This window comes from Micromonospora sp. CA-248260, assembly GCF_050942205.1.
In the GTDB taxonomy this organism is placed as follows: Bacteria; Actinomycetota; Actinomycetes; order Mycobacteriales; family Micromonosporaceae; genus Micromonospora; species Micromonospora antibiotica.
Genome location: NZ_CP192021.1, coordinates 3,571,362 through 3,588,698, shown reverse-complemented (window position 1 = coordinate 3,588,698; position 17,337 = coordinate 3,571,362). Strand labels below are relative to the sequence as shown.

Annotated in this window: 17 protein-coding genes; 7 read left to right on the top strand and 10 right to left on the bottom strand. The window is 74.7% G+C overall.

Annotated features, from left to right (window positions below):
- Nucleotides 1-43 precede the first annotated feature (43 nt).
- Nucleotides 44-997, bottom strand: a complete 954-nt coding sequence (gene pip, locus ACQP2H_RS15895) for a prolyl aminopeptidase (RefSeq protein WP_433233355.1) — start codon at nt 995-997, stop codon at nt 44-46.
- 50 nt (nt 998-1,047) lie between these two features.
- On the opposite strand from pip, the gene ACQP2H_RS15890 reads away from it, so the two are divergent.
- From ACQP2H_RS15890 to ACQP2H_RS15875, 4 genes are all read left to right on the top strand, one after another.
- On the top strand, nt 1,048-1,602 hold the full coding sequence (locus ACQP2H_RS15890) for a MarR family winged helix-turn-helix transcriptional regulator (RefSeq protein WP_433233353.1): 555 nt from the start codon (nt 1,048-1,050) through the stop codon (nt 1,600-1,602).
- 129 nt (nt 1,603-1,731) lie between these two features.
- Nucleotides 1,732-3,345 carry a serine/threonine-protein kinase gene (locus ACQP2H_RS15885; protein ID WP_433233351.1) on the top strand — a complete coding sequence of 538 codons (1,614 nt, stop codon included), beginning with the start codon at nt 1,732-1,734 and terminating at the stop codon, nt 3,343-3,345.
- A gap of 82 nt (nt 3,346-3,427) precedes the next feature.
- Nucleotides 3,428-4,498: a mechanosensitive ion channel family protein gene (locus ACQP2H_RS15880; RefSeq protein WP_219462133.1), complete on the top strand. Its 1,071-nt coding sequence runs from the start codon at nt 3,428-3,430 to the stop codon at nt 4,496-4,498.
- A 200-nt stretch (nt 4,499-4,698) separates the two neighbouring features.
- A complete protein-coding gene (locus tag ACQP2H_RS15875) occupies nt 4,699-5,973 on the top strand; it encodes an MFS transporter (protein WP_357538404.1) in 1,275 nt (424 codons plus the stop codon).
- Nucleotides 5,974-6,080: 107 nt separating this feature from the next.
- Here ACQP2H_RS15875 and ACQP2H_RS15870 read toward each other — a convergent pair whose 3' ends face one another.
- The 6 genes from ACQP2H_RS15870 to ACQP2H_RS15845 form a co-directional block, all read right to left on the bottom strand.
- Complete coding sequence (locus tag ACQP2H_RS15870) at nt 6,081-6,476, bottom strand: YchJ family protein (RefSeq protein WP_208570799.1); 396 nt, start codon at nt 6,474-6,476, stop codon at nt 6,081-6,083.
- 80 nt (nt 6,477-6,556) lie between these two features.
- Nucleotides 6,557-7,207, bottom strand: a complete 651-nt coding sequence (locus ACQP2H_RS15865) for a C39 family peptidase (protein ID WP_219462126.1) — start codon at nt 7,205-7,207, stop codon at nt 6,557-6,559.
- A 574-nt stretch (nt 7,208-7,781) separates the two neighbouring features.
- On the bottom strand, nt 7,782-8,891 hold the full coding sequence (locus ACQP2H_RS15860; protein ID WP_357533370.1) for a magnesium and cobalt transport protein CorA: 1,110 nt from the start codon (nt 8,889-8,891) through the stop codon (nt 7,782-7,784).
- 77 nt (nt 8,892-8,968) lie between these two features.
- The gene (locus ACQP2H_RS15855) at nt 8,969-9,601 is read right to left on the bottom strand and encodes a class F sortase (RefSeq protein WP_219462124.1); all 633 of its coding nucleotides are present in this window, start codon (nt 9,599-9,601) and stop codon (nt 8,969-8,971) included.
- 137 nt (nt 9,602-9,738) lie between these two features.
- Entirely contained in the window at nt 9,739-10,227 is a 489-nt protein-coding gene (locus tag ACQP2H_RS15850; protein WP_219462122.1) for a hypothetical protein, read from the bottom strand.
- A 334-nt stretch (nt 10,228-10,561) separates the two neighbouring features.
- Nucleotides 10,562-11,422 carry a class I SAM-dependent methyltransferase gene (locus ACQP2H_RS15845; RefSeq protein ID WP_357533372.1) on the bottom strand — a complete coding sequence of 287 codons (861 nt, stop codon included), beginning with the start codon at nt 11,420-11,422 and terminating at the stop codon, nt 10,562-10,564.
- Between the two features lie 111 nt (nt 11,423-11,533).
- Between ACQP2H_RS15845 and ACQP2H_RS15840 the strand changes: the two genes are divergently transcribed.
- Nucleotides 11,534-12,796 carry an MFS transporter gene (locus ACQP2H_RS15840; protein ID WP_433233347.1) on the top strand — a complete coding sequence of 421 codons (1,263 nt, stop codon included), beginning with the start codon at nt 11,534-11,536 and terminating at the stop codon, nt 12,794-12,796.
- On the opposite strand, the gene ACQP2H_RS15835 is transcribed toward ACQP2H_RS15840, so the two are convergent.
- Together ACQP2H_RS15835 and ACQP2H_RS15830 are read right to left on the bottom strand one after the other, a co-directional pair.
- On the bottom strand, nt 12,779-13,849 hold the full coding sequence (locus ACQP2H_RS15835) for a Gfo/Idh/MocA family oxidoreductase (RefSeq protein ID WP_219462116.1): 1,071 nt from the start codon (nt 13,847-13,849) through the stop codon (nt 12,779-12,781). The two genes, ACQP2H_RS15840 and ACQP2H_RS15835, sit on opposite strands and share 18 nt — an antisense overlap.
- 73 nt (nt 13,850-13,922) lie before the next feature.
- Complete coding sequence (locus tag ACQP2H_RS15830; protein ID WP_219462114.1) at nt 13,923-15,020, bottom strand: serpin family protein; 1,098 nt, start codon at nt 15,018-15,020, stop codon at nt 13,923-13,925.
- A 129-nt stretch (nt 15,021-15,149) separates the two neighbouring features.
- Here ACQP2H_RS15830 and ACQP2H_RS15825 point away from each other — a divergent pair, with 129 nt between their 5' ends.
- Together ACQP2H_RS15825 and rnhA are read left to right on the top strand one after the other, a co-directional pair.
- On the top strand, nt 15,150-16,337 hold the full coding sequence (locus ACQP2H_RS15825; RefSeq protein ID WP_219462112.1) for a lycopene cyclase family protein: 1,188 nt from the start codon (nt 15,150-15,152) through the stop codon (nt 16,335-16,337).
- A gap of 47 nt (nt 16,338-16,384) precedes the next feature.
- A complete protein-coding gene (gene rnhA, locus ACQP2H_RS15820) occupies nt 16,385-16,861 on the top strand; it encodes a ribonuclease HI (protein WP_219462111.1) in 477 nt (158 codons plus the stop codon).
- 95 nt (nt 16,862-16,956) lie between these two features.
- On the opposite strand, the gene ACQP2H_RS15815 is transcribed toward rnhA, so the two are convergent.
- Complete coding sequence (locus ACQP2H_RS15815) at nt 16,957-17,208, bottom strand: hypothetical protein (RefSeq protein WP_357533382.1); 252 nt, start codon at nt 17,206-17,208, stop codon at nt 16,957-16,959.
- Between the last annotated feature and the right edge of the window lie 129 nt (nt 17,209-17,337).

Here is a 17,337-nt window from a genome sequence, read left to right as displayed (position 1 = left end):
GTCCGAATTCCTGCCGTCAGTGCGGTGGTCCCGAGTCGGCTGCTCAGTCGGCGGCGGCGCACCGGTCGAGCGCGGCCAGCAGGTGTCGTCGGGTCGCCACCGTGCCGAAGTGTCCCGCCCCCTCGACCACCTGCAACTGCGAACCCGGCCAGGCCCGGTGCAGCGCCCAGGCCGTGGCCAGCGGGCCGCCCAGGTCGACCCGGCCGTGGATCAGCACCCCCGGGATGCCGGCGAGCCGGCCGGCCTGCCGGATCAGCTCACCCTCGGCCAGCCAGGCCCCCTGGGAGAAGTAGCGCGCGCAGATCCGCACCATCGCGGTCCGGTCCGCCGACGGGCGGTCACCGTACGGGTTGCCCACCCCCTCGGCGGAGACCACCGCGTCCTCCCAGGCGCACCAGTCCCGTACCGCCCGCTCCCGTACCGCCGGGTCCGGGTCCTCCACCAGTCGGGCGTACGCGCCGACCACGTCGTCGTCCGGGCCGACGCCACCGCCGGCGAGGAACCGTTCCCACTCGCGGGGGAAGTACCGCCCGACGCCCCGGTAGAGCCAGTCGATCTCCGACCGGCGGGTGGTGGTGACGGCGGCGATGACGATCGCCGACACCCGTTCCGGGTGCCGCTGCGCGTACGCCAGTAGCAGCGTCGAGCCCCACGAGCCGCCGTAGAGCAGCCACCGGTCGACGCCCAGGTGCGCGCGGAGCCGCTCCATGTCGGCGATCAGGTGCGCGGTGGTGTTGTGCCGCAGATCGGTGGTCGGGTCACCGGCGTGCGGGGTGCTGCGCCCGCAGTTGCGCTGGTCGAAAAGGATCACCCGGTAGCGGTCCGGGTCGAAGTAGCGCCGGGCCAACGGGCCGCAGCCGGAGCCCGGTCCACCGTGGACGACCAGCGCGGGCCGGCCGGTCGGGTTGCCGCACACCTCCCAGTAGACCCGGTTGCCGTCGCCGACGTCGAGCATTCCGTGGTCGTACGGCTCGATCGGCGGGTACCGCTCGTCCATCGGTGGGCCTCCCCGGGGCGTGAGATACAACAGCGCTGTTACATTACGGCATGGCTGACGAACCGTCCGACCCCGCACTGCTCGGCACCCGGCTGCGCCACCTGCTGGAGCTGCTCGACGGCGACGTCGCCGCCGTCTATGCCGACCTCGGACTGACCGGCTTCCGACCCCGCTACACCCCGGTGCTGATCGCGCTGGACCGGCTCGGGTCGGCATCGATCCGTACCCTGGCCGAGACGACCGGGGTGACCCACTCCGCCGCCAGCCAGACCGTCGCCCGGATGACGGCCGACGGGCTGGTCACCCTCGCTCCCGGCACCGACGCCCGGCAACGCGTCGTCACCCCCACCGACCGGGCCCGGGAACTGCTGCCCGTCCTGCACGCCGAGTACGCGGCCACCGCCACCGCCGCCCGCCGGTTTGAGGCGGAGCTGGCGTACCCGCTGAGCCGGCTCGTCGACGAGGCGCTGGCGGCGCTGCGGCAGCGGTCGATGCGGCAGCGGATCGCCGACGTCGCCCCCGACCTGGTCCCCGCCGGCCCCACCGACGGCGGCCCGGTCACCCCGCCTGACGACCGCCGCCGGCACCAGGGTGACCGGAACTAATCTCCGGGGACAGACGTCCGGACGCGAGAAAACACCCGTTGCGCCGATTCACCGCAGCTCGCCCCGGGTGAGAATGATCAGTGTGGCCCTGACCTGTGACCAGTCCCGGCGGACCGGAAAGGCCGGCGGGTGACCGGCGACTGGCGGTTGTCCGGCTACACCCCGGTACGGCAGCTCGGCGCGGGCACGTCCGGCCGGGTGCTGCTCGCCACCCACGACGCCACTGGCACCCCGGTCGCCATCCGCTACCTCCCGCCGTCCCTCGGCGACGATCCCGCCTTCCGGATGGCCTTCCGGGAGCAGGCGCGACTGCTGGTCGAGGTGGACGACCCGCACGTCTGCCGCCTCTTCGAGTACGCCGAGACGCACGCCGCCGCGGCGATCGTGGTGGAGCTGGTCAACGGCGTGCCGCTGCGTCAGCTGCTGCGCACGCGCGGCCCCATCGGTCCGGAGGCCGCGCTCTGCGTCCTCAAGGGCTCCCTCGCCGGGCTCGCCGCCGTACACGCCCGCGGTGTGGTGCACGGTGACCACCGCCCCGACAACGTGCTCGTCACCCGCGACGGGTGGCCCACGCTTACCGACGTCGGCATCACCCCGCCCACCGGCAACCGGCACTACCAGGCCCCCGAGCAGTGGACCGGGGCCCCCGCCGAGCCGGCCGGTGACATCTACGCCGCCACCGCGACCTTCTTCGAGTGCCTCACCGGCCGACCTCCCTACGACGGACGGGACCTGGCCACCCTGCGCGCGCAGCACAGCGCCACCCCGATCCCCGGCACCCCGACCCCCGCCCCGGTGCACGACCTGCTCCGCCACGGCCTGGCCTGGTGCCCCGCCGACCGGACCCAGCCCGCCGAGATCTTCCTCACCGAGCTGGAACACACCGCCGCCCGCTCGTACGGCGGGGAGTGGGAGGAACGGGGGCGGCGTCAGCTGGCCCAACGGGTCGCGCTGCTCGCCGCCTGCCTCCCCTTCCCCGAGGGTGCCCCCGGGCACGTCGACCCGGCCGCCGTCGACCCCGCCGGGCCCCACCCGGGCCCCCGGCGCGGCGGCACCCGCAACGCCCTGGTCGGTGTCGGGCTGACCGCGGCACTGCTGGTCGGCGTCGTCGGGCTGGGCTACGTCGCCCGCGGGCCCGGGGCGTTCACCCTCGCCGACGGTGCCGTCGGGCCGGGAGCGACCGCCGCCACCACCCGCAGCCCCGCGCCGCTCGCCGCCGCCCCGGCCATCAGCGTCGTGCCGCCGGAGCCGAGCCGCAGCCCCACCCCGGCGGCGACCACGACGGACCCACCGCCCACCAGCCCGGCCCGGTCGGCCACCGCCACCACCCGGGTACGCACCCCGAGTCCCACACCACCGGCCACGCCGATCAGCCCGCTGCTGCCCCCCGACGTGTTCCCGCCGACGGTGTCGGCCGTGGACGCCAGCCCGGCCACGGTGGAGCCGAAGGGCTGCCCCGACGTGGCCACCTCGACCACGGTCACCGCCCGGGTCCTCGACGACGGGGCTGCCGGCGACCTGCTGCGGGTGTCGTTGCGCTACACCCTCGACGGGGCCACCCGCACGGTCGCCATGACCCAGACCGGCCCGGACACCTTCGCGGGCACCCTCGGCGACCTGCCGACGCCCCCGGCGACCACCAGGATCCCGGTCCAGGTGATCGCCGTCGACGACGCCGGCAACGCCTCCGCCCCCACCGGCCCGGTGGTGGTGTCACTGCTGCCCACCTGCACGTCGGGCTGACCGTCCGGTCCGACCGGAGTTTCCGGCGCACCGGCCGGGGGTAGCTTCGGGGGTCGACCGAGCTGACGGTGGAGGACCACGGATGACAGACAACTTCGGCGACGCGGCGGGTGACGCCCTCCGCGCGGTGCTGCTGTTCCTGCCCAAGGCGGTCGCCTTCGTGGCGATCCTGGTGGCCGGCTGGCTGATCGCGAAGGCCGTCCGCAGGATCGTCGACAAGGTGCTGGAGCGGGTGCACTTCGACCGGGCCGTCGAGCGTGGCGGCATCAAGACCGCCCTGGCCCGCTCCCGCTACGACGCCAGCGACATCGTCGCCAAGCTCGCCTACTACGGGGTGCTGCTGGTGACCCTCCAACTCGCCTTCGGCATCTGGGGGCCCAACCCGATCTCCGACCTGATCGCCGGGGTGATCGCCTGGCTGCCCCGGGCGTTCGTCGCCATCGTCATCGTGGTGGTCGCCGCCGCGATCGCCAACGCGGTCAAGGACATCATCAGCAGCGCGCTCGGCGGCCTGTCCTACGGCCGGGTGCTGGCCAACATCGCCTCGGTGTTCATCCTCGGGCTCGGGGTGATCGCCGCCCTCAACCAGATCGGTGTCGCCACCGCGGTCACCACGCCGGTGCTGATCGCCGTCCTCGCCACCGTCGGCGGAATCCTCGTCGTCGGGGTCGGCGGCGGACTGATCCGTCCCATGCAGGCCCGCTGGGAGTCCTGGCTGACCCGTGCCGAGCAGGAGTCCCGCACCATCGCCACCCACGCCCGTGCCTACCAGGCGGGCCGGCAGGACGTCGCTGCCCGGTTGGGCCCGTACGCGCAGGCCGAGCGCACCCCGCCGGTGCCCACCGCCGCCACACCCACCCCACCGACGTCGCTGGACGACGACGCCGAGCGCACCCAGGTGGTGACCCGCCCCGACGACGCCGAGGCGACCCAGGTCCTGCCACGGTCCGACGAGGCGGAGCAGACCCAGGTCGTGTCCCGTCCTGCCGACCCGGAACCGACCCCACCGGCAGCGCCGGGCGCGGACCGGGACGTCACCGACACGTCAGGCGTCGCGGTGCCGCGCCAGGCCGGGCCGGTGGACGGCTCCACCACCGACAGTGAGGCCACCATGGTCATTCCCCCGCTGGACCCGGGCACGCCCCGAGGCTGAACAGCGCAGGCGGCGGGGCGGGACCGGACCAGGGTCCCGCCCCGCCGCCGTGTGCACCCCGCAGGGCCGCACCCCAGGGCCGCGACGGGCTAGCATCGGCGGATGACCTGGCGATGTTGATCCGGCCCTGAAGGCCGAAGCCGCGGGCCGCCGCGGACGCCGTACCTCCCGCGTCCGTTCCGTCCCGTGGAAAGGCCCTGATGACCCTCACCTGCACACGGGTGCCCGACACCCGTGTCCGCCGACTGTCGACCACGCTCTACTGCTACCTGTTCCTCGACGACCTTGTCCTGCTCTATCCGGTGTACGTCCTGCTGTTCAGCGACACCGGCCTCACCGTCGGGCAGATCTCCGGGCTGTTCGTGCTCTGGTCGATGACGGCTGTCCTGCTGGAGGTCCCGTCCGGGGCCTGGGCCGACACCGTCTCCCGCCGCCTGCTGCTCTGCCTCGCGCCGCTGCTCACCGGGGCCTGCTTCACGTTGTGGGTGCTGGTGCCGTCGTGGTGGGCGTTCGCGCTCGGCTTCGTGCTCTGGGGTGCCGCCGGCGCGTTCGGCTCCGGCGCCCTCGAGGCGTTGGTCTACACCGAACTCGACCGGCTCGGCGCTGCCGGACGGTACGCCCGCACGATGGGCCGGGCCCGGACCGCCGGGGTGCTCGGCGTGCTCGCCTCGCTCGGTCTGGCCGGCCCGGTCCTCGCCGTCGGTGGGTGGCCGGTGGTCGGCGCGGCGAGCGTGCTGTCCGGTGTGCTGGCCGCCACCGTGGCCACCCGGTTCCCGGAACACCGTCCCGCCGCGCCGGCCGCCGGCTCGTCGACCGTGCCGGTCCCCGGGCCACCGGACGGCGCGGAGGCCGAAGTGGGCTGGTGGGCGAGCCTGCGCACCGGTCTCGCCGAGGCACGCGCCGACCGGCGGGTACGTGCCGCCGTGCTGCTCGTCCCGGCGGTGACGGCACTCTGGGGCATCCTCGACGAGTACACCCCGCTGCTGGCCCGGGACACCGGTGTCCCGACGTCCACGGTGCCACTGCTGCTCCTGCCGGTCTGGCTCGGGATGACCGTCGGCGGCCTGCTCGCCCCGACGGTGGAGCGCCTGTCCACCCGGGGGTACGCGGCGCTGCTCGCCCTGGCCGCGGTCGCGCTGGCCGGCGGGGCCGTCGTACGACATCCGGGCGGCTTCGTGCTGCTCGGCGTGGCGTTCTGCGCCCTGCAACTGGCCACGGTGCTCGCCGACGCCCGGTTGCAGGCCCGGATCACCGGCCCGGGGCGGGCGACGGTTACCTCGCTCGCCGGGATGGGCACCGACCTGGCGATGATCGTCGCCTACGGCGGTTACGCGCTGGTCGCCACGACGGGCGGGCACGCGATGGCGTTCGCGGCGGCGGCCGGGCCCTACCTGCTGGTCGCCGCCGCGTTGCTGGTGTCGGGGCGGTCCGGTGCGGTGCCGCGGCCCCGCCCGCCGGGGGAGGTGGTTTCGTGAGCCGGCACCGGGGCGGTGAGCGGGCGGCGGCGGACGTGCGCCGTTGCCGAGGGGCCGACGCCCGCCGCCGGGGCTCCCGGGCCCGGGAGCGATCGGCGTCGCCGGGATCAGCCCGGCAGCGCGTCGAGGTAGACCCAGTTGCCGTCCTCCCGGACGAACCGGCTGTGCTCGTCCACGGTGCCCGGCTGCCCGGCGTCGCGGTAGTGGGCGCGGAACGCCACAGTGCCGGTGCTGTCGAGCAGGCCGCCGCGCGTGCGTTCCACGATCTCCAACCGGGTCCACCGCTGGGCGGGATCGAGTCGTAGCCCGCCCGGCCGGGTGCGGGAGTGCCAACTGCGCAACAGGTAGGCGGGGTCGCCGACGGCGAAGGCGCTGAACCTGGACCGCATCAACGCCTCCGCCGTCGGGGCCGTACCCTCGCCCCGGTGCAGCGGCCCGCAGCAGTCGTCGTACGGCAGCCCGGTGCCGCAGGGGCAGGACCGCCGGGATGCGTCTTTGGCCATGACGCCCATCCTGCCGCACGCCCCGTGACCGACGATCGGGCCGCCCCCTGGGTGGGGGCGGCCCGTGTCGGTGTTCGGGGTCAGGAGGTGTAGCCGCGGGTGGCGATCCAGTCGGCGAGGTTGTCGACGCTCATCCGGTAGGACGCGGTGTTCGGGTTGGCGGAGTCGCCGATGGTGACGGTCTTGCCGGCGTCGCGGTAGCCGATGACGCTGATGTAGTGGCCGCCTTCGAAGGCGTGGGTGGTGCCGTCGGTGTCGGTGGCGGTGCCGGCGATGTTGGCGACTACGGCGCGGCCGTCGTCGATGGTGCGGACGATGTCGGTGCGGAGTTCGTTGGTCTGCTTGTCGTCGGCCTTGGTGGTGCGGATTTCGGTGCTTTCGTAGGCTTTGCGGCCGGTCTGCTTGTTGAGTACGGGGGTGATGTCGTTGATGCTGTCGGTGCCGTTTTCGGTGGTGCGCATTTCCTTGGCCATGGCGTCGACGTCGATGTTCTTGCCCTGGACGGACAGGGCGTTGCGGGTGGCGGCGGGGCCGCAGTAGTAGAAGTTGGGCTGGGGCTGGTAGTTCATCGTCAGTTCACGCTCGCCGGCGGGTCGGCGTTCGGTCTGCGCCGTGGTGGGGGTTCGGGCGTCGGCGGCGTGGGCGGTGGTCAGTGGGCCGGCGATGGCGCCGGTGGTGAAGGCGAGGCCGGCGGCGGTCAGGGCGGTCTTGCGGATCAGATCGGTACGCATGGTCGCGTGCTCCTCTGCATTCGGGGGTGTGGCGGACGCCCTCAGGGGGTGGGGCGTGGCCGGAAGTTCAGGGGATCGCCTGGCGGTCGGGGGGGACCTGCTCGGGCGTCCAGGGAGGTGTAACCGACCCGGTGGCGACCGCATTCCGCGGTCGGGGTTCCGGGGCCGTCCCCCGGGGGGTGGGGGAGTGGCGGTGGTATGCCAGGTACAACGCCCCGGCCCCGGCGACGATTCCGCCGTGCGGGTGGCCCCGGCCACGGGACACCGCACCCACCGGGGACGGCCCGCCGATCACCGGACGACCGCGCCGCCGCGGAACCGGACACCACGCCCGAAACCACCTCCACCGGCGTAAGCACCCACCCGGTCCCATCCGCCGCCCGGTGACCGCCACCGCCCGACCCCGCGCAGGGCGAACCCGCCATCCCGCGCGGAAACTGCGGTACCGGCACGAGGCGGGTGCCGGACGGGCACGGCGGCGGGTGCCCGGACCCCTCATCGGTCCCAGCCGGGCGTGCCGTGCCGGGCTGCCGGCGGTCCGGCTGTCGACGCGGCCGGACCCCGGCCGGCGGGATCAGAGCCAGCCGGATCGGCGGAACATCCGGTGCAGGGTGAATGCCGCCGTCGCCATCAACGCCAACGCGGCCGGGTAGCCGTACCGCCAGGACAGCTCGGGCATCCGGGCGAAGTTCATCCCGTAGACGCCGGCCACGGCGGTCTGGGTGGCGGCGATCGCCGCCCACGCCGCGATCTTGCGCATGTCGTTGTTCTGGTCGACCGCGAGCTGGGTGAGCCGGGACTGCAGGATCGAGTTGAGCAGCTCGTCGTAGGAGGTGATCCGGTCGACGGCCCGGGTGAGCCGGCCCTCCACGTCGACGTACCAGCGGCGCAGCCCCGCAGGCGGGCCGTCGTCCGGGCCGGAGACCAGGGCGCGCAACGGCTCCTGGAGCGGCAGCACCGCCCGCTTGAACTCCACCAACTCCCGTTTGAGCTGGTAGATCTGCTGAATGTCGGCGTTGTGCTCCGGGGCGAAGACGCTCTCCTCGACCCGTTCCAGGTCCTGCTCGAGGTGGGCGGCGACCTCCAGGTAGAGGTCGACCATCCGGGCGGTCACCGCGTACGCCACCGCCCACGGGCCCTCGGCGAGCAGCGACGGGCGGCCCTGGATCGCCTGGCGGACCGGCGCGAGGGCGCCGGAGGCGCCGTGCCGGACGGTGACCACGAACCGGTCGCCGAGCAGCACCATCACGTCACCGGTGTCCACCACCTCGGAGGTCGCGGTCAGCTCGCCCTGGGCGACGTAGGCGGCGGTGCGCAGCACCAGCAGGGTGACCGGGCCGTGCCGCTGCACGGTGGGCCGGTGCCCGTCGGCGAGGGCCTGCGCGACAGTCAGCTCGTCGAGACCGAAGACCTGCCCGACGGCGGCGAGCACCGCCGCGCCCGGGTCGTGCAGCCCCAGCCAGACGAACGCGTTGCGGCTGCGCCGGGCCCGGGCGTACGCGTCGGCGTAGTGTGGCCGGCCGGTCTCCCGGCGGCCGTTGACGTAGACCGCGCAGTCGACCACGGCATCGGGGTTGACCCGTCGGGTGGTGGCGGTAGTGGTCTCCCCGGCCTGTCGGCGTAGCCGGCCGACCAGGGTGTGCAGTCGGGGACCGAGCAGGGTCGTCAGCGCTCGCCGCTCCACCGGGTACCTCCGCCTCGCCGCCCGTCCGCCGGCCCACCGTAGTAGGCCGGCGCGACAGGGGTGGGGCCGGGTGACGGTCAGCCGACGGCGGTGGCCCGCACGACGATGTTGTCGGAGTAGTCGCGGGACCGTTCGTCGAACCGCCCCCCGCAGGTGACCAGGCGCAACGCCGGTCCAGGTCCGCCCGGCCCGTAGACCAGCGCGGTGGGGAAGCCCCGCTTCGGGTACGTCCCGACCCCGTCGACGGCGAAGGTGACGGTCCGCCCGTCGGCGCGGGTCACCCGGACGGTGTCGCCGGGGCGCAGCCGCCCGAGGTCGAAGAAGACCGCCGGCCCGTCGCGGGTGTCGACGTGCCCGACGACGACGGCGTTGCCCGCTTCGCCGGGGCTGGCCCCCGGCCGGTACCAGCCGGCGACGGCGGGACTGTCCAGTGGGGGCACCTCCAGGGTGCCGTTCGGATCGCCCGCCACCGGCACCAGGTCGGCGTGGACGCCGATGGCGGCGATGTCGATGCGGACCGGGGTGGAGCGGGGCAGGGCCGGGATCGGGGAGCGGCTGCTGTTGCCGCCGCTGACGTCGATGCTCGGCTGGGGTGGCCCGACCGGTCCGATGGTCAGCCCGGCGGCGAGCAGGGCGATCCCGGCGGCACCGCTGACCGTGACCGCCGTGACGGCGGTGCGGGTCCGGACCGTCCATTCGCGTACGCCCATCGCCCGTCCTCCCCGACGTCCGACGTGGTCGGGGTGCCCGCGCCGGTTCGCGCCGGTGCGGGCACCCGTCCCAGGGATGGTGTGTGGCTCGCCGTCAGGCGACCCGGCGTCGGTCGCGCCGGGGTCGCCGCCGGCCGTCAGCCGACGGTGGCCGCCGCCCGGCGTCGGCGGCGCAGCAGCACGGTGGTGCCGAGCGCGGCGGCCCCGGCGAGCGCGCCACCGGCGGCCAGCAGGCCGGTGTTGCCGGTGCCGCCGCCACCGCCGGCGGGTGCCCCGCCGATCGGTGTGACGGCGAAGGTGGCGCTGCCGGCGGCGCTGCCGTCACCGCAGGTGGCGGCGACGGTGTAGGTGCCCAGCGTGAAACCGGCGGTGAAGAGTTCGGCGCTCAGCCCACCGCCGGCGGCGGCGGTGGTGGAGCGGACGTTCTGGTCCCGGTCCGGGCCGGTGACGTGGAAGAGCACGTCACCGGACTTCGGGTTGCAGGTCGTCGCGGTGAGCACGACCGTTCCGCCGACCGGGGTGCTGGCCGGCGACACCGTGGTGTCCGCGAGCGCTGCCGTCGGGAGCAGGAGCGTGCCGAGTCCCACGCCGAGCGCCGTCGTTACGAGAACCTTCTGTGCCTTCATACGCGTCTTCCCTCACTTTTCGTCCGCTGTCTGCGTGGGACGTCGTTCGGGTGGCCAACTCCGTAACTCACCGGTGTGGCCAACACTAGGAGGGTTGACCCCCCGTAACGGGGTAAATGAGAAATCTTCGTTGCCGTCACGTGTTTTCCCCCGCGCCGCCGGCCGGCGGAATTGCCGGGACAGTGCGGACACCCCGCCCAGACCACAACCCAGCCTCCTAGGACGCCCTAGCGGCTGTGACCCACTGCGCGCGGCACAGACCGTACCCACCCCGACAAACCGCCAGCCGCCTTCCGGGACAGGAGGCGGCTGGCGGACACGGCCCGGCGAAAGGTCAGCGGCGACGGGCCTGGAGGGTGTACGTCTGGGGGAGTCGCCACGGGCGTTCGGTCAGCCGCCACTCGCCGTGCCCGTCGCGGACCTGCCGCCCCGGCAGCGCGTCCCAGGGGGCGCTGTCGTGCTCGCACAGCATGGTCAGCTCCAGCCCGGCGTCGAGCAGGGCGGTGACCACCTCGCCGAGACCGTGGTTCCACTCGTGCGTCGTGTTGTGGGTGAACGTCGCCTCGGTGCTCACATAGGTGCCGCCCTCGTCCCACACCACCGGTTCGGTGCGCTCGAAGTACGGGTGCTCGACGGCCAGCAGGCCGTCCGGGCGGGTCTCGTCCAGGGCCCACAGCATCGGGTGCCCCTCGCGCAGGAACAGCCGCCCGCCCGGCCGCAGCAGGGCGGCGACCACGCCCGCCCAACGCCTGATGTCCGGCAGCCAGCACAACGCGCCGACGCCCGTGTAGACCAGGTCGAAACCGCCGACACCGAGGACGTCGGGCGCGTCGTAGACGTCGGCCTGGACGAAGTCGACGGCCGCGCCGGTGCGCTCGGCCAGCGCCCGCGCCTGGGCCAGCGAGGCGCCGGAGAAGTCCAGGCCGGTCATCCGCGCGCCGAGCCGGTGCAGCGACACGGTGTCGGTGCCGATGTGGCACTGCAGGTGCACGCCGCGCAGCCCGGCCACGTCACCGAGGCGAGGCAGGTCGAACCGGACCACCTCGCTGAGGTACGCCGGGTCGGCGGCGAACCGGTCCACGGCGTAGTCCGGGGAGGCGGCGTGGGCGGCGGCCCGGTCGTCCCAGCTGGCCCGGTTGAGGGCGCGGTAGTCGGTGCCGGGCCGACCGGGGCCCGGGTGGTCGTTGTCAGTCACCGGCTGACGGTGGCAGATGCCGGTGGTCCGCTCAACGGCAATTCGGTGGCCGACCGCCCCGAGCCGGTGGACGACGGTGGGTGTCCGACCTGGCTGGTAGGTTGCCGGACCGTGACGGGGGAGGGCCTGGACGCCCGGTTCGGCCGGCTCTGGGCGGCGAGCACGCTGTCGGCGCTGGGCAGTGGCATGGCCACGGTGGCGGCCCCGCTGTACGCGGCGGCGCGTAGCGACGATCCGCTGGTGGTCGCCGCTGCCGCCGGGGCGGCCTGGCTGCCCTGGCTGCTCTTCGCCCTGCCCGGCGGGGTGCTGGCCGACCGGCTGGACCAGCGGCGGTTGATGGTGGTCATCGACTGGGTCCGGGTGGTCGCCCTGGTGTCGCTGGGCGCGGCGATGCTGGCCGGGCGGGCCGGCATACCGCTGCTGTACGCCGTGCTGTTCGTGGTGAACACCGGCGAGATCGTGTTCCGGTCGGCCAGTCAGGCGATGCTCCCCACGCTGGTGCCGACGTCCCGGCTGGAACGGGCCAACGGCTGGCTCGGCGGCGGCACCACGCTGGCCCAGGGGATGCTGGCGGGCCCGCTCGGCGGGTTCCTGTTCGTGCTCGCCGAGAGCCTCCCGTTCCTGGTCAACGCCGGCACGTACGCGCTCAGCGCGGTGCTCGTCGCGCTGATCGCCGGGTCGTACCGGGGCGGTGGGGAGGCGGTCCCATCGGCGGCCCGGTCGGTGCGCGCGGAGATCGGGGCGGGCTTCCGGTTCCTGCTCGGCCAGCGGCTGCTGCGTGCGATGGCCGTGCTGATCGGCCTGCTCAACCTCACCCTGACGGCCGCGATGGCGGTGCTGGTGCTGCTCGCGACGCAGCGGCTCGGTCTGGACTCCGTCGGTTACGGCCTGCTGTTCACCAGCATGTCGGTCGGTGGGCTGCTCGGCGCGGTGGTCGGTGACCGGCTCATCGCCCGGGTCACCCCGACCTGGACGGTGCGGGTCGGGCTGCTGGTCGAGGCGGGGCTGCACCTGACGCTGGCCGCCTCGACCAGCGCCTGGCTGGTCGGGTTCGCGCTGTTCGCGTTCGGCGTGCACGGCGCCCTGTGGGGGATCGTGTTCCACTCGCTGCGGCAGCGGCTGACCCCGTCGGAGCTGCGGGGCCGGGTCGGTGCGACGACGCTGTTCATCGCGGCCGGCGGCAACTGCGCGGGCGCGCTGCTCGGCGGGGTGGTGGCCGGCACGTTCGGGTTGACCGCACCCTACTGGGCGGGGTTCGTGGTGGCCGTTGCCGTGTCCGCGGCGACCTGGCGGGTGTTCGACCGGTCCGCCGTCGCCGCCGCCTACGCGGGCACGGCACCCCGGCAGCCCGTCACGTCAGGCGGGGACGGGTAGCACCGTCCGTTCGGCGGCCGAGCGGTGCGCCAGCTCGATCAGCTCCACCGTGCGTACCGCGTCGCGGGGGTCCACCGGCAGCGGCCCGTCGCCGCGCAGCGCTGCGGCGACCTGGGCGTAGAAGTCCTGGTAGCGGCCCGGTTCGGTGGGCACCGGCCGGAGGTCGTCGCCCGCGCCGAGCAGGCCGTACCGGTCGGGGGTGACCTCGCCCCAGCCGGGGGTGCCGGGTCGGCCGCCGTGGCGCAGCGCGTCCTCCTGCCCGTCGAGCCCGTGGCAGGTGTATCCGGCCCGGTCGCCGAGGACCCGCAGTCGGGGGCCGAGTCGGGCGGTGACCGCGCTCATCCACAGGTGGGAGCGGACCCCGCCGACGTGGGTGAGCGCCACGAACGCGTCGTCGTCGACCTGTGCGCCGGGTCGCCGCCGGTCCACCTCGGCGTAGACGGTGCCGACCGGCCCGAACAGCTGTACGGCCTGGTCGACGAGGTGGGCGCCGAGGTCGTAGAGGACGCCACCGGCGTCGGCCGGGCTGCCGCCTTCCCGCCAGCCGGCCCTGATCTGCGGTCGCCAGCGTTCGAAGCGGGACTCGAAGCGGGTCACCCGGCCCAGCGCGCCGTCCTCGACCAGCCGTCGTACGGTGCGGAAGTCGCCGTCCCACCGGCGGTTCTGGAACACGGTCAGCGGGACGCCCCGGTGGTGTGCCTCGTCGACCAGTGCGCGGGCGTCGTCGGCGGTGGCGGCGAGCGGCTTGTCCACCACCACCGGCAGCCCGGCGGCGACCGCCGCGCGGGCGTGGGGCACGTGGGAGGCGTTCGGGGTGGCCACCACGACGAGGTCGAGGGCGTCCGGGTCGGCCCACAGCGCCCCGGCGTCGTCGACGACCCGGGCGTCGGGGTGCTCGGCGGCCAGTTGCTCCCGGCGTTGCGGGTCGGCGGTGACGACGGCGCTCAGCCGCAGGCCGGGGGTGGCGGCGATCAGCGGGGCGTGGAAGAACCGGCCGGCGACGCCGTAGCCGAGCAGCCCGACCCGCAGTGGCTGGCGCGTGCTGTCCGTCATGCTGGGTTTCCCCGATCGTCGGCGCTGGTCGTCCGGTCGCACCGAACCTACGCGTCGCCGGTGACCGGCCGGTTCAGGCCCCCGTGGGGTCGGTCACCCAGCCGGCGATCAGCACCAGACCGGTGGGGCGGTGCACGGCGAGGAAACCGAACGGGCGGTCGACGTCGAGGCGGATCCGTCGTCGACGGACGGTGGTGCGGGGTGGCGCGGAGCCGGCCCGCATGCCGATGGCGGTGACGGCTGCGGCGCGGAATCCGGTGGCGGTGAACTCGGCCCGGGCGCTCTGCCGGGCGTCGGAGACCGACAACTGGGGGCTGATGTCGGGGAAGTGGTCGCCGTCGCGTCCGGCGGCGACCAGGCCGAACAGGTCGGCGTGGTCGAGCAGGTCGTGGTCGCCGGTGACGGTGAACCCGACGGTACGCACCAGCAGCTCCGGGCGGTCGTCGTACCCCTGGACGGTGTCCTCGGTGACGCCCGGCCCGGCCGGTGCGGGCAGGGTCGCGGGGTGGTCGAGGGCGGTGAGCGCGGCGGGGAGCACCCGGGCGGCCGGTTGTCCGGCCGGGCCGAGGGCGAGCAGCACGTCGACGTCGGCGTCCCCGGTGACGGTGAGCAGGCTGATCGGGCCGGCGGGGGTGTCGGCGACCCGTAGCGAGGCCGGGTCGCCGCCGCAGCGGTGCAGTCCGGCCAGTGGGCGGCCCTGCCACGGCCCGGTCGTCGGCTGGCAGTGGGCCGGCCGGAACGGGGTGGCCCAGTCGACCAGCACGGTCAGCGCGTTTGCCAGCACCAGGGCGGTGCCCGGCCGGACCTGGATCGGCAGCCGGTCGATCAGGTCGTCGGTCTGCTCCCGTACCCACTGGTCGAGTCGCGGCTGGTCGACCGTCGGGTCGCCGGTCAGCTCACCCCGGGTCGTGTTGTCCAGTTCGGTGCGCCACCGCCGGCCCAGGGGCAGTCCGGCGCGGGACCAGAAGCCGGTTGCCAGCCGGGTGGTGGGGGAGTCGACGGGGGTGGCCGGGGTGGGGGCGACGGCGTGCAGTTCGTCGCGGGCCGGGCCGGTGGCGTACCGGGCGAGCAGGGCGAGCAGCGGGTACACCCCGGCGCCGGACAGGACGGTCTGCCGGTCGTCCAGTCGGGCGGCCCAGCGGGCGGTGAGGGCGTTGGCGGACGGGCTCATGGGGCGGCACGCTACCCGGGTACGCGGCCGGCGGCGTGCCGCCACCGGTGGGCGGCCCGGTGTGGGCGGGTGCGCGTGGTGGGGTGGGGTCCGTGCCGCTGGTCGGTGGTGGTGTGACAGCGTGGCCGGGTGGGTGTGCGCGTACCGGCCGAAGTCGACCTGGCCGTCGTCGGTGGCGGCGGGGCCGGATCGCTGGTCCTCGCGGCGTTGGCCCGGCACGTGCTGCCGGGGCTGCGGGTCGCCGTGGTGGACCCGGTGCGCAAGCGTGGTCAGGACCGCACCTGGGCGTTCTGGGGCACCCCGGGGGGCGACCTGGAGCCGATGCTCAGCGCCAGCTGGTCGCGGGTGGAGGTGGCCACCCCGGCCGTCGCCCGGGTGTTGGACCTGACCCCGTTGCGGTACGCGATGCTGCGCTCCGCGCCGGTGTACGAGCGGGCCGCCGAGGCGGAGCAGCGGCTCGGTGCGGTCCGGTACGACGCGGCGGTGGGGGTGCTCGACGACGACGGCTCGGCGGTGTCGGTGCGCGACACCGACGGGCGGGCGGTGCTGCGGGCCGGCTGGGTGCTCGACTCGCGTCCCCGTCTACCGCGTCGGCCCGGCCGGACGGCCTGGTTGCAGCACTTCCGGGGCTGGTGGTTGGAGTCGTCGACGCCGGTGTTCGATCCGGGGCGGGCGGTGCTGATGGATTTTCGCACCCCGCAGCCGCGACGGGGTGTCTCCTTCGGCTACGTGCTGCCGGTCAGTGACCGGTACGCGCTGGTGGAGTACACCGAGTTCTCCCCGGCGGTGCTCTCCGACGCGGGCTACGACGCGGGGCTGCGCGGGTATGCCGGGCTGTTGGGTCTGGACCTGGCGGCGTTGACGGTGCGGGAGGTCGAGGACGGGGTGATCCCGATGACGGACGCGCCGTTCGACCGGCGGCCGTCGCCCCGGGTGGTGCGGTTGGGCACCGCCGGTGGGGCGACCCGTCCGTCGACCGGGTTCACCTTCTCGGCGATGCACCGGCAGGCCGGGCAGGTCGCCGCCGCGCTCGCCGCGGGTCGGCCGCCGGTGCCCCGGGCGGCGTATCCGGGGCGGCACCGGTGGATGGACGCGGTGGCGTTGCGGGCGTGGGATTCCGGTGCGGTGGGTGGTCCGGAGTTCTTCGACCGGCTGTTCGACCGGAACCCGGCGTCGCGGGTGCTGCGTTTCCTCGACGGGGCGACCACCCCGGCGGAGGATCTGGCGGTGATGCGGTCCAGTCCGCTGTTGCCGATGACCTCGGCGGTGTTCGGTGACGCGGCCGGTCGGTTGCGCGCCCGGTTGACCCGGCGCTGAGGGCACGGCGACGGTCGCCGGTGGACCGGAGCGGTAGGTTCGGTGGCATGGTGGACGCGGCGGCCGGCAGGGTCGTGGAGATCTGGACCGACGGGGCGTGCAGCGGCAACCCCGGGCCGGGCGGTTGGGGTGTGGTGCTGCGTTTCGGCGGGCACGAGCGGGAGTTGTGCGGTGGCGAGGCCACCCCGACCACCAACAACCGGATGGAGTTGACCGCTGCGATCGAGGCGTTGGAGACGCTGACCCGGCCGTGCGTGGTGCGGTTGCACACCGACAGCACGTACGTGCGTAACGGCATCACCGGGTGGTTGGCGTCGTGGAAGCGTAACGGCTGGCGGACCGCGGCGAAGCAGCCGGTGAAGAACGCCGACCTGTGGCAGCGGTTGGAGGCGGCCTGCGCCCGGCACGAGGTGAGCTGGCACTGGGTGAAGGGGCACAACGGCCACCCGGAGAACGAACGCGCGGACGCGTTGGCCAACCGGGGCATGACCGAGGCCCGGTCGGCGGTGGGCACCTCCCGCTGAGTGCCGCCCCGGCTGCCGCCTTCCCGGTGGGCCGCCGTGCCCGCGACCGGTCCCGCCTGCCGCCGGCCCGGGTCGGTGGCCGGCGGTGGGTCGGGTCACTCGGTGGCGGGGTTGGCGGCTTCCTCCTCGGCGGGGTCGCCCGCGCCGGAGACCGCATCGACGTCGTACCCCGCGCGGCTGGTCTCCCGGGCCGACAGGTGTTCCTCGGCGGGCAGGTCGGCGAAGTCGTCGCCGGTGTCGCCGCCGCTGCCCAGCGACTCGCCCGGCGGGCGCAGCGACGCCTCGTACGCCGGTACGCCGTCCGGCTCGTCGGTGTCGGCCCGGTCGGTGTGTCGTTCGTCCGTCATGCCGACCTACCTGCCCGCCACACCGCCGGGCAAACCCGACCCGCCGTGCGGCGGTGCGGCCCGTCGAGCACCGCGCCCACCGGCCGGGTTCCCGCCGCGCTCGGTGCGGCCGGTGGAGCACGGGCCGAC

Bases quoted from the DNA above. Each gene is read 5' to 3' on its own strand.
- ACQP2H_RS15815 (WP_357533382.1), bottom strand. From the start codon at position 17,208: ATGACGGACGAACGACACACCGACCGGGCCGACACCGACGAGCCGGAC.
- pip (WP_433233355.1), bottom strand. From the start codon at position 997: ATGGACGAGCGGTACCCGCCGATCGAGCCGTACGACCACGGAATGCTC.
- ACQP2H_RS15830 (WP_219462114.1), bottom strand. From the start codon at position 15,020: ATGAGCCCGTCCGCCAACGCCCTCACCGCCCGCTGGGCCGCCCGACTG.
- ACQP2H_RS15855 (WP_219462124.1), bottom strand. From the start codon at position 9,601: ATGGGCGTACGCGAATGGACGGTCCGGACCCGCACCGCCGTCACGGCG.
- ACQP2H_RS15870 (WP_208570799.1), bottom strand. From the start codon at position 6,476: ATGGCCAAAGACGCATCCCGGCGGTCCTGCCCCTGCGGCACCGGGCTG.
- ACQP2H_RS15850 (WP_219462122.1), bottom strand. From the start codon at position 10,227: ATGAAGGCACAGAAGGTTCTCGTAACGACGGCGCTCGGCGTGGGACTC.
- rnhA (WP_219462111.1), top strand. From the start codon at position 16,385: ATGGTGGACGCGGCGGCCGGCAGGGTCGTGGAGATCTGGACCGACGGG.
- ACQP2H_RS15865 (WP_219462126.1), bottom strand. From the start codon at position 7,207: ATGCGTACCGATCTGATCCGCAAGACCGCCCTGACCGCCGCCGGCCTC.
- ACQP2H_RS15875 (WP_357538404.1), top strand. From the start codon at position 4,699: ATGACCCTCACCTGCACACGGGTGCCCGACACCCGTGTCCGCCGACTG.
- ACQP2H_RS15835 (WP_219462116.1), bottom strand. From the start codon at position 13,849: ATGACGGACAGCACGCGCCAGCCACTGCGGGTCGGGCTGCTCGGCTAC.
- ACQP2H_RS15890 (WP_433233353.1), top strand. From the start codon at position 1,048: ATGGCTGACGAACCGTCCGACCCCGCACTGCTCGGCACCCGGCTGCGC.
- ACQP2H_RS15880 (WP_219462133.1), top strand. From the start codon at position 3,428: ATGACAGACAACTTCGGCGACGCGGCGGGTGACGCCCTCCGCGCGGTG.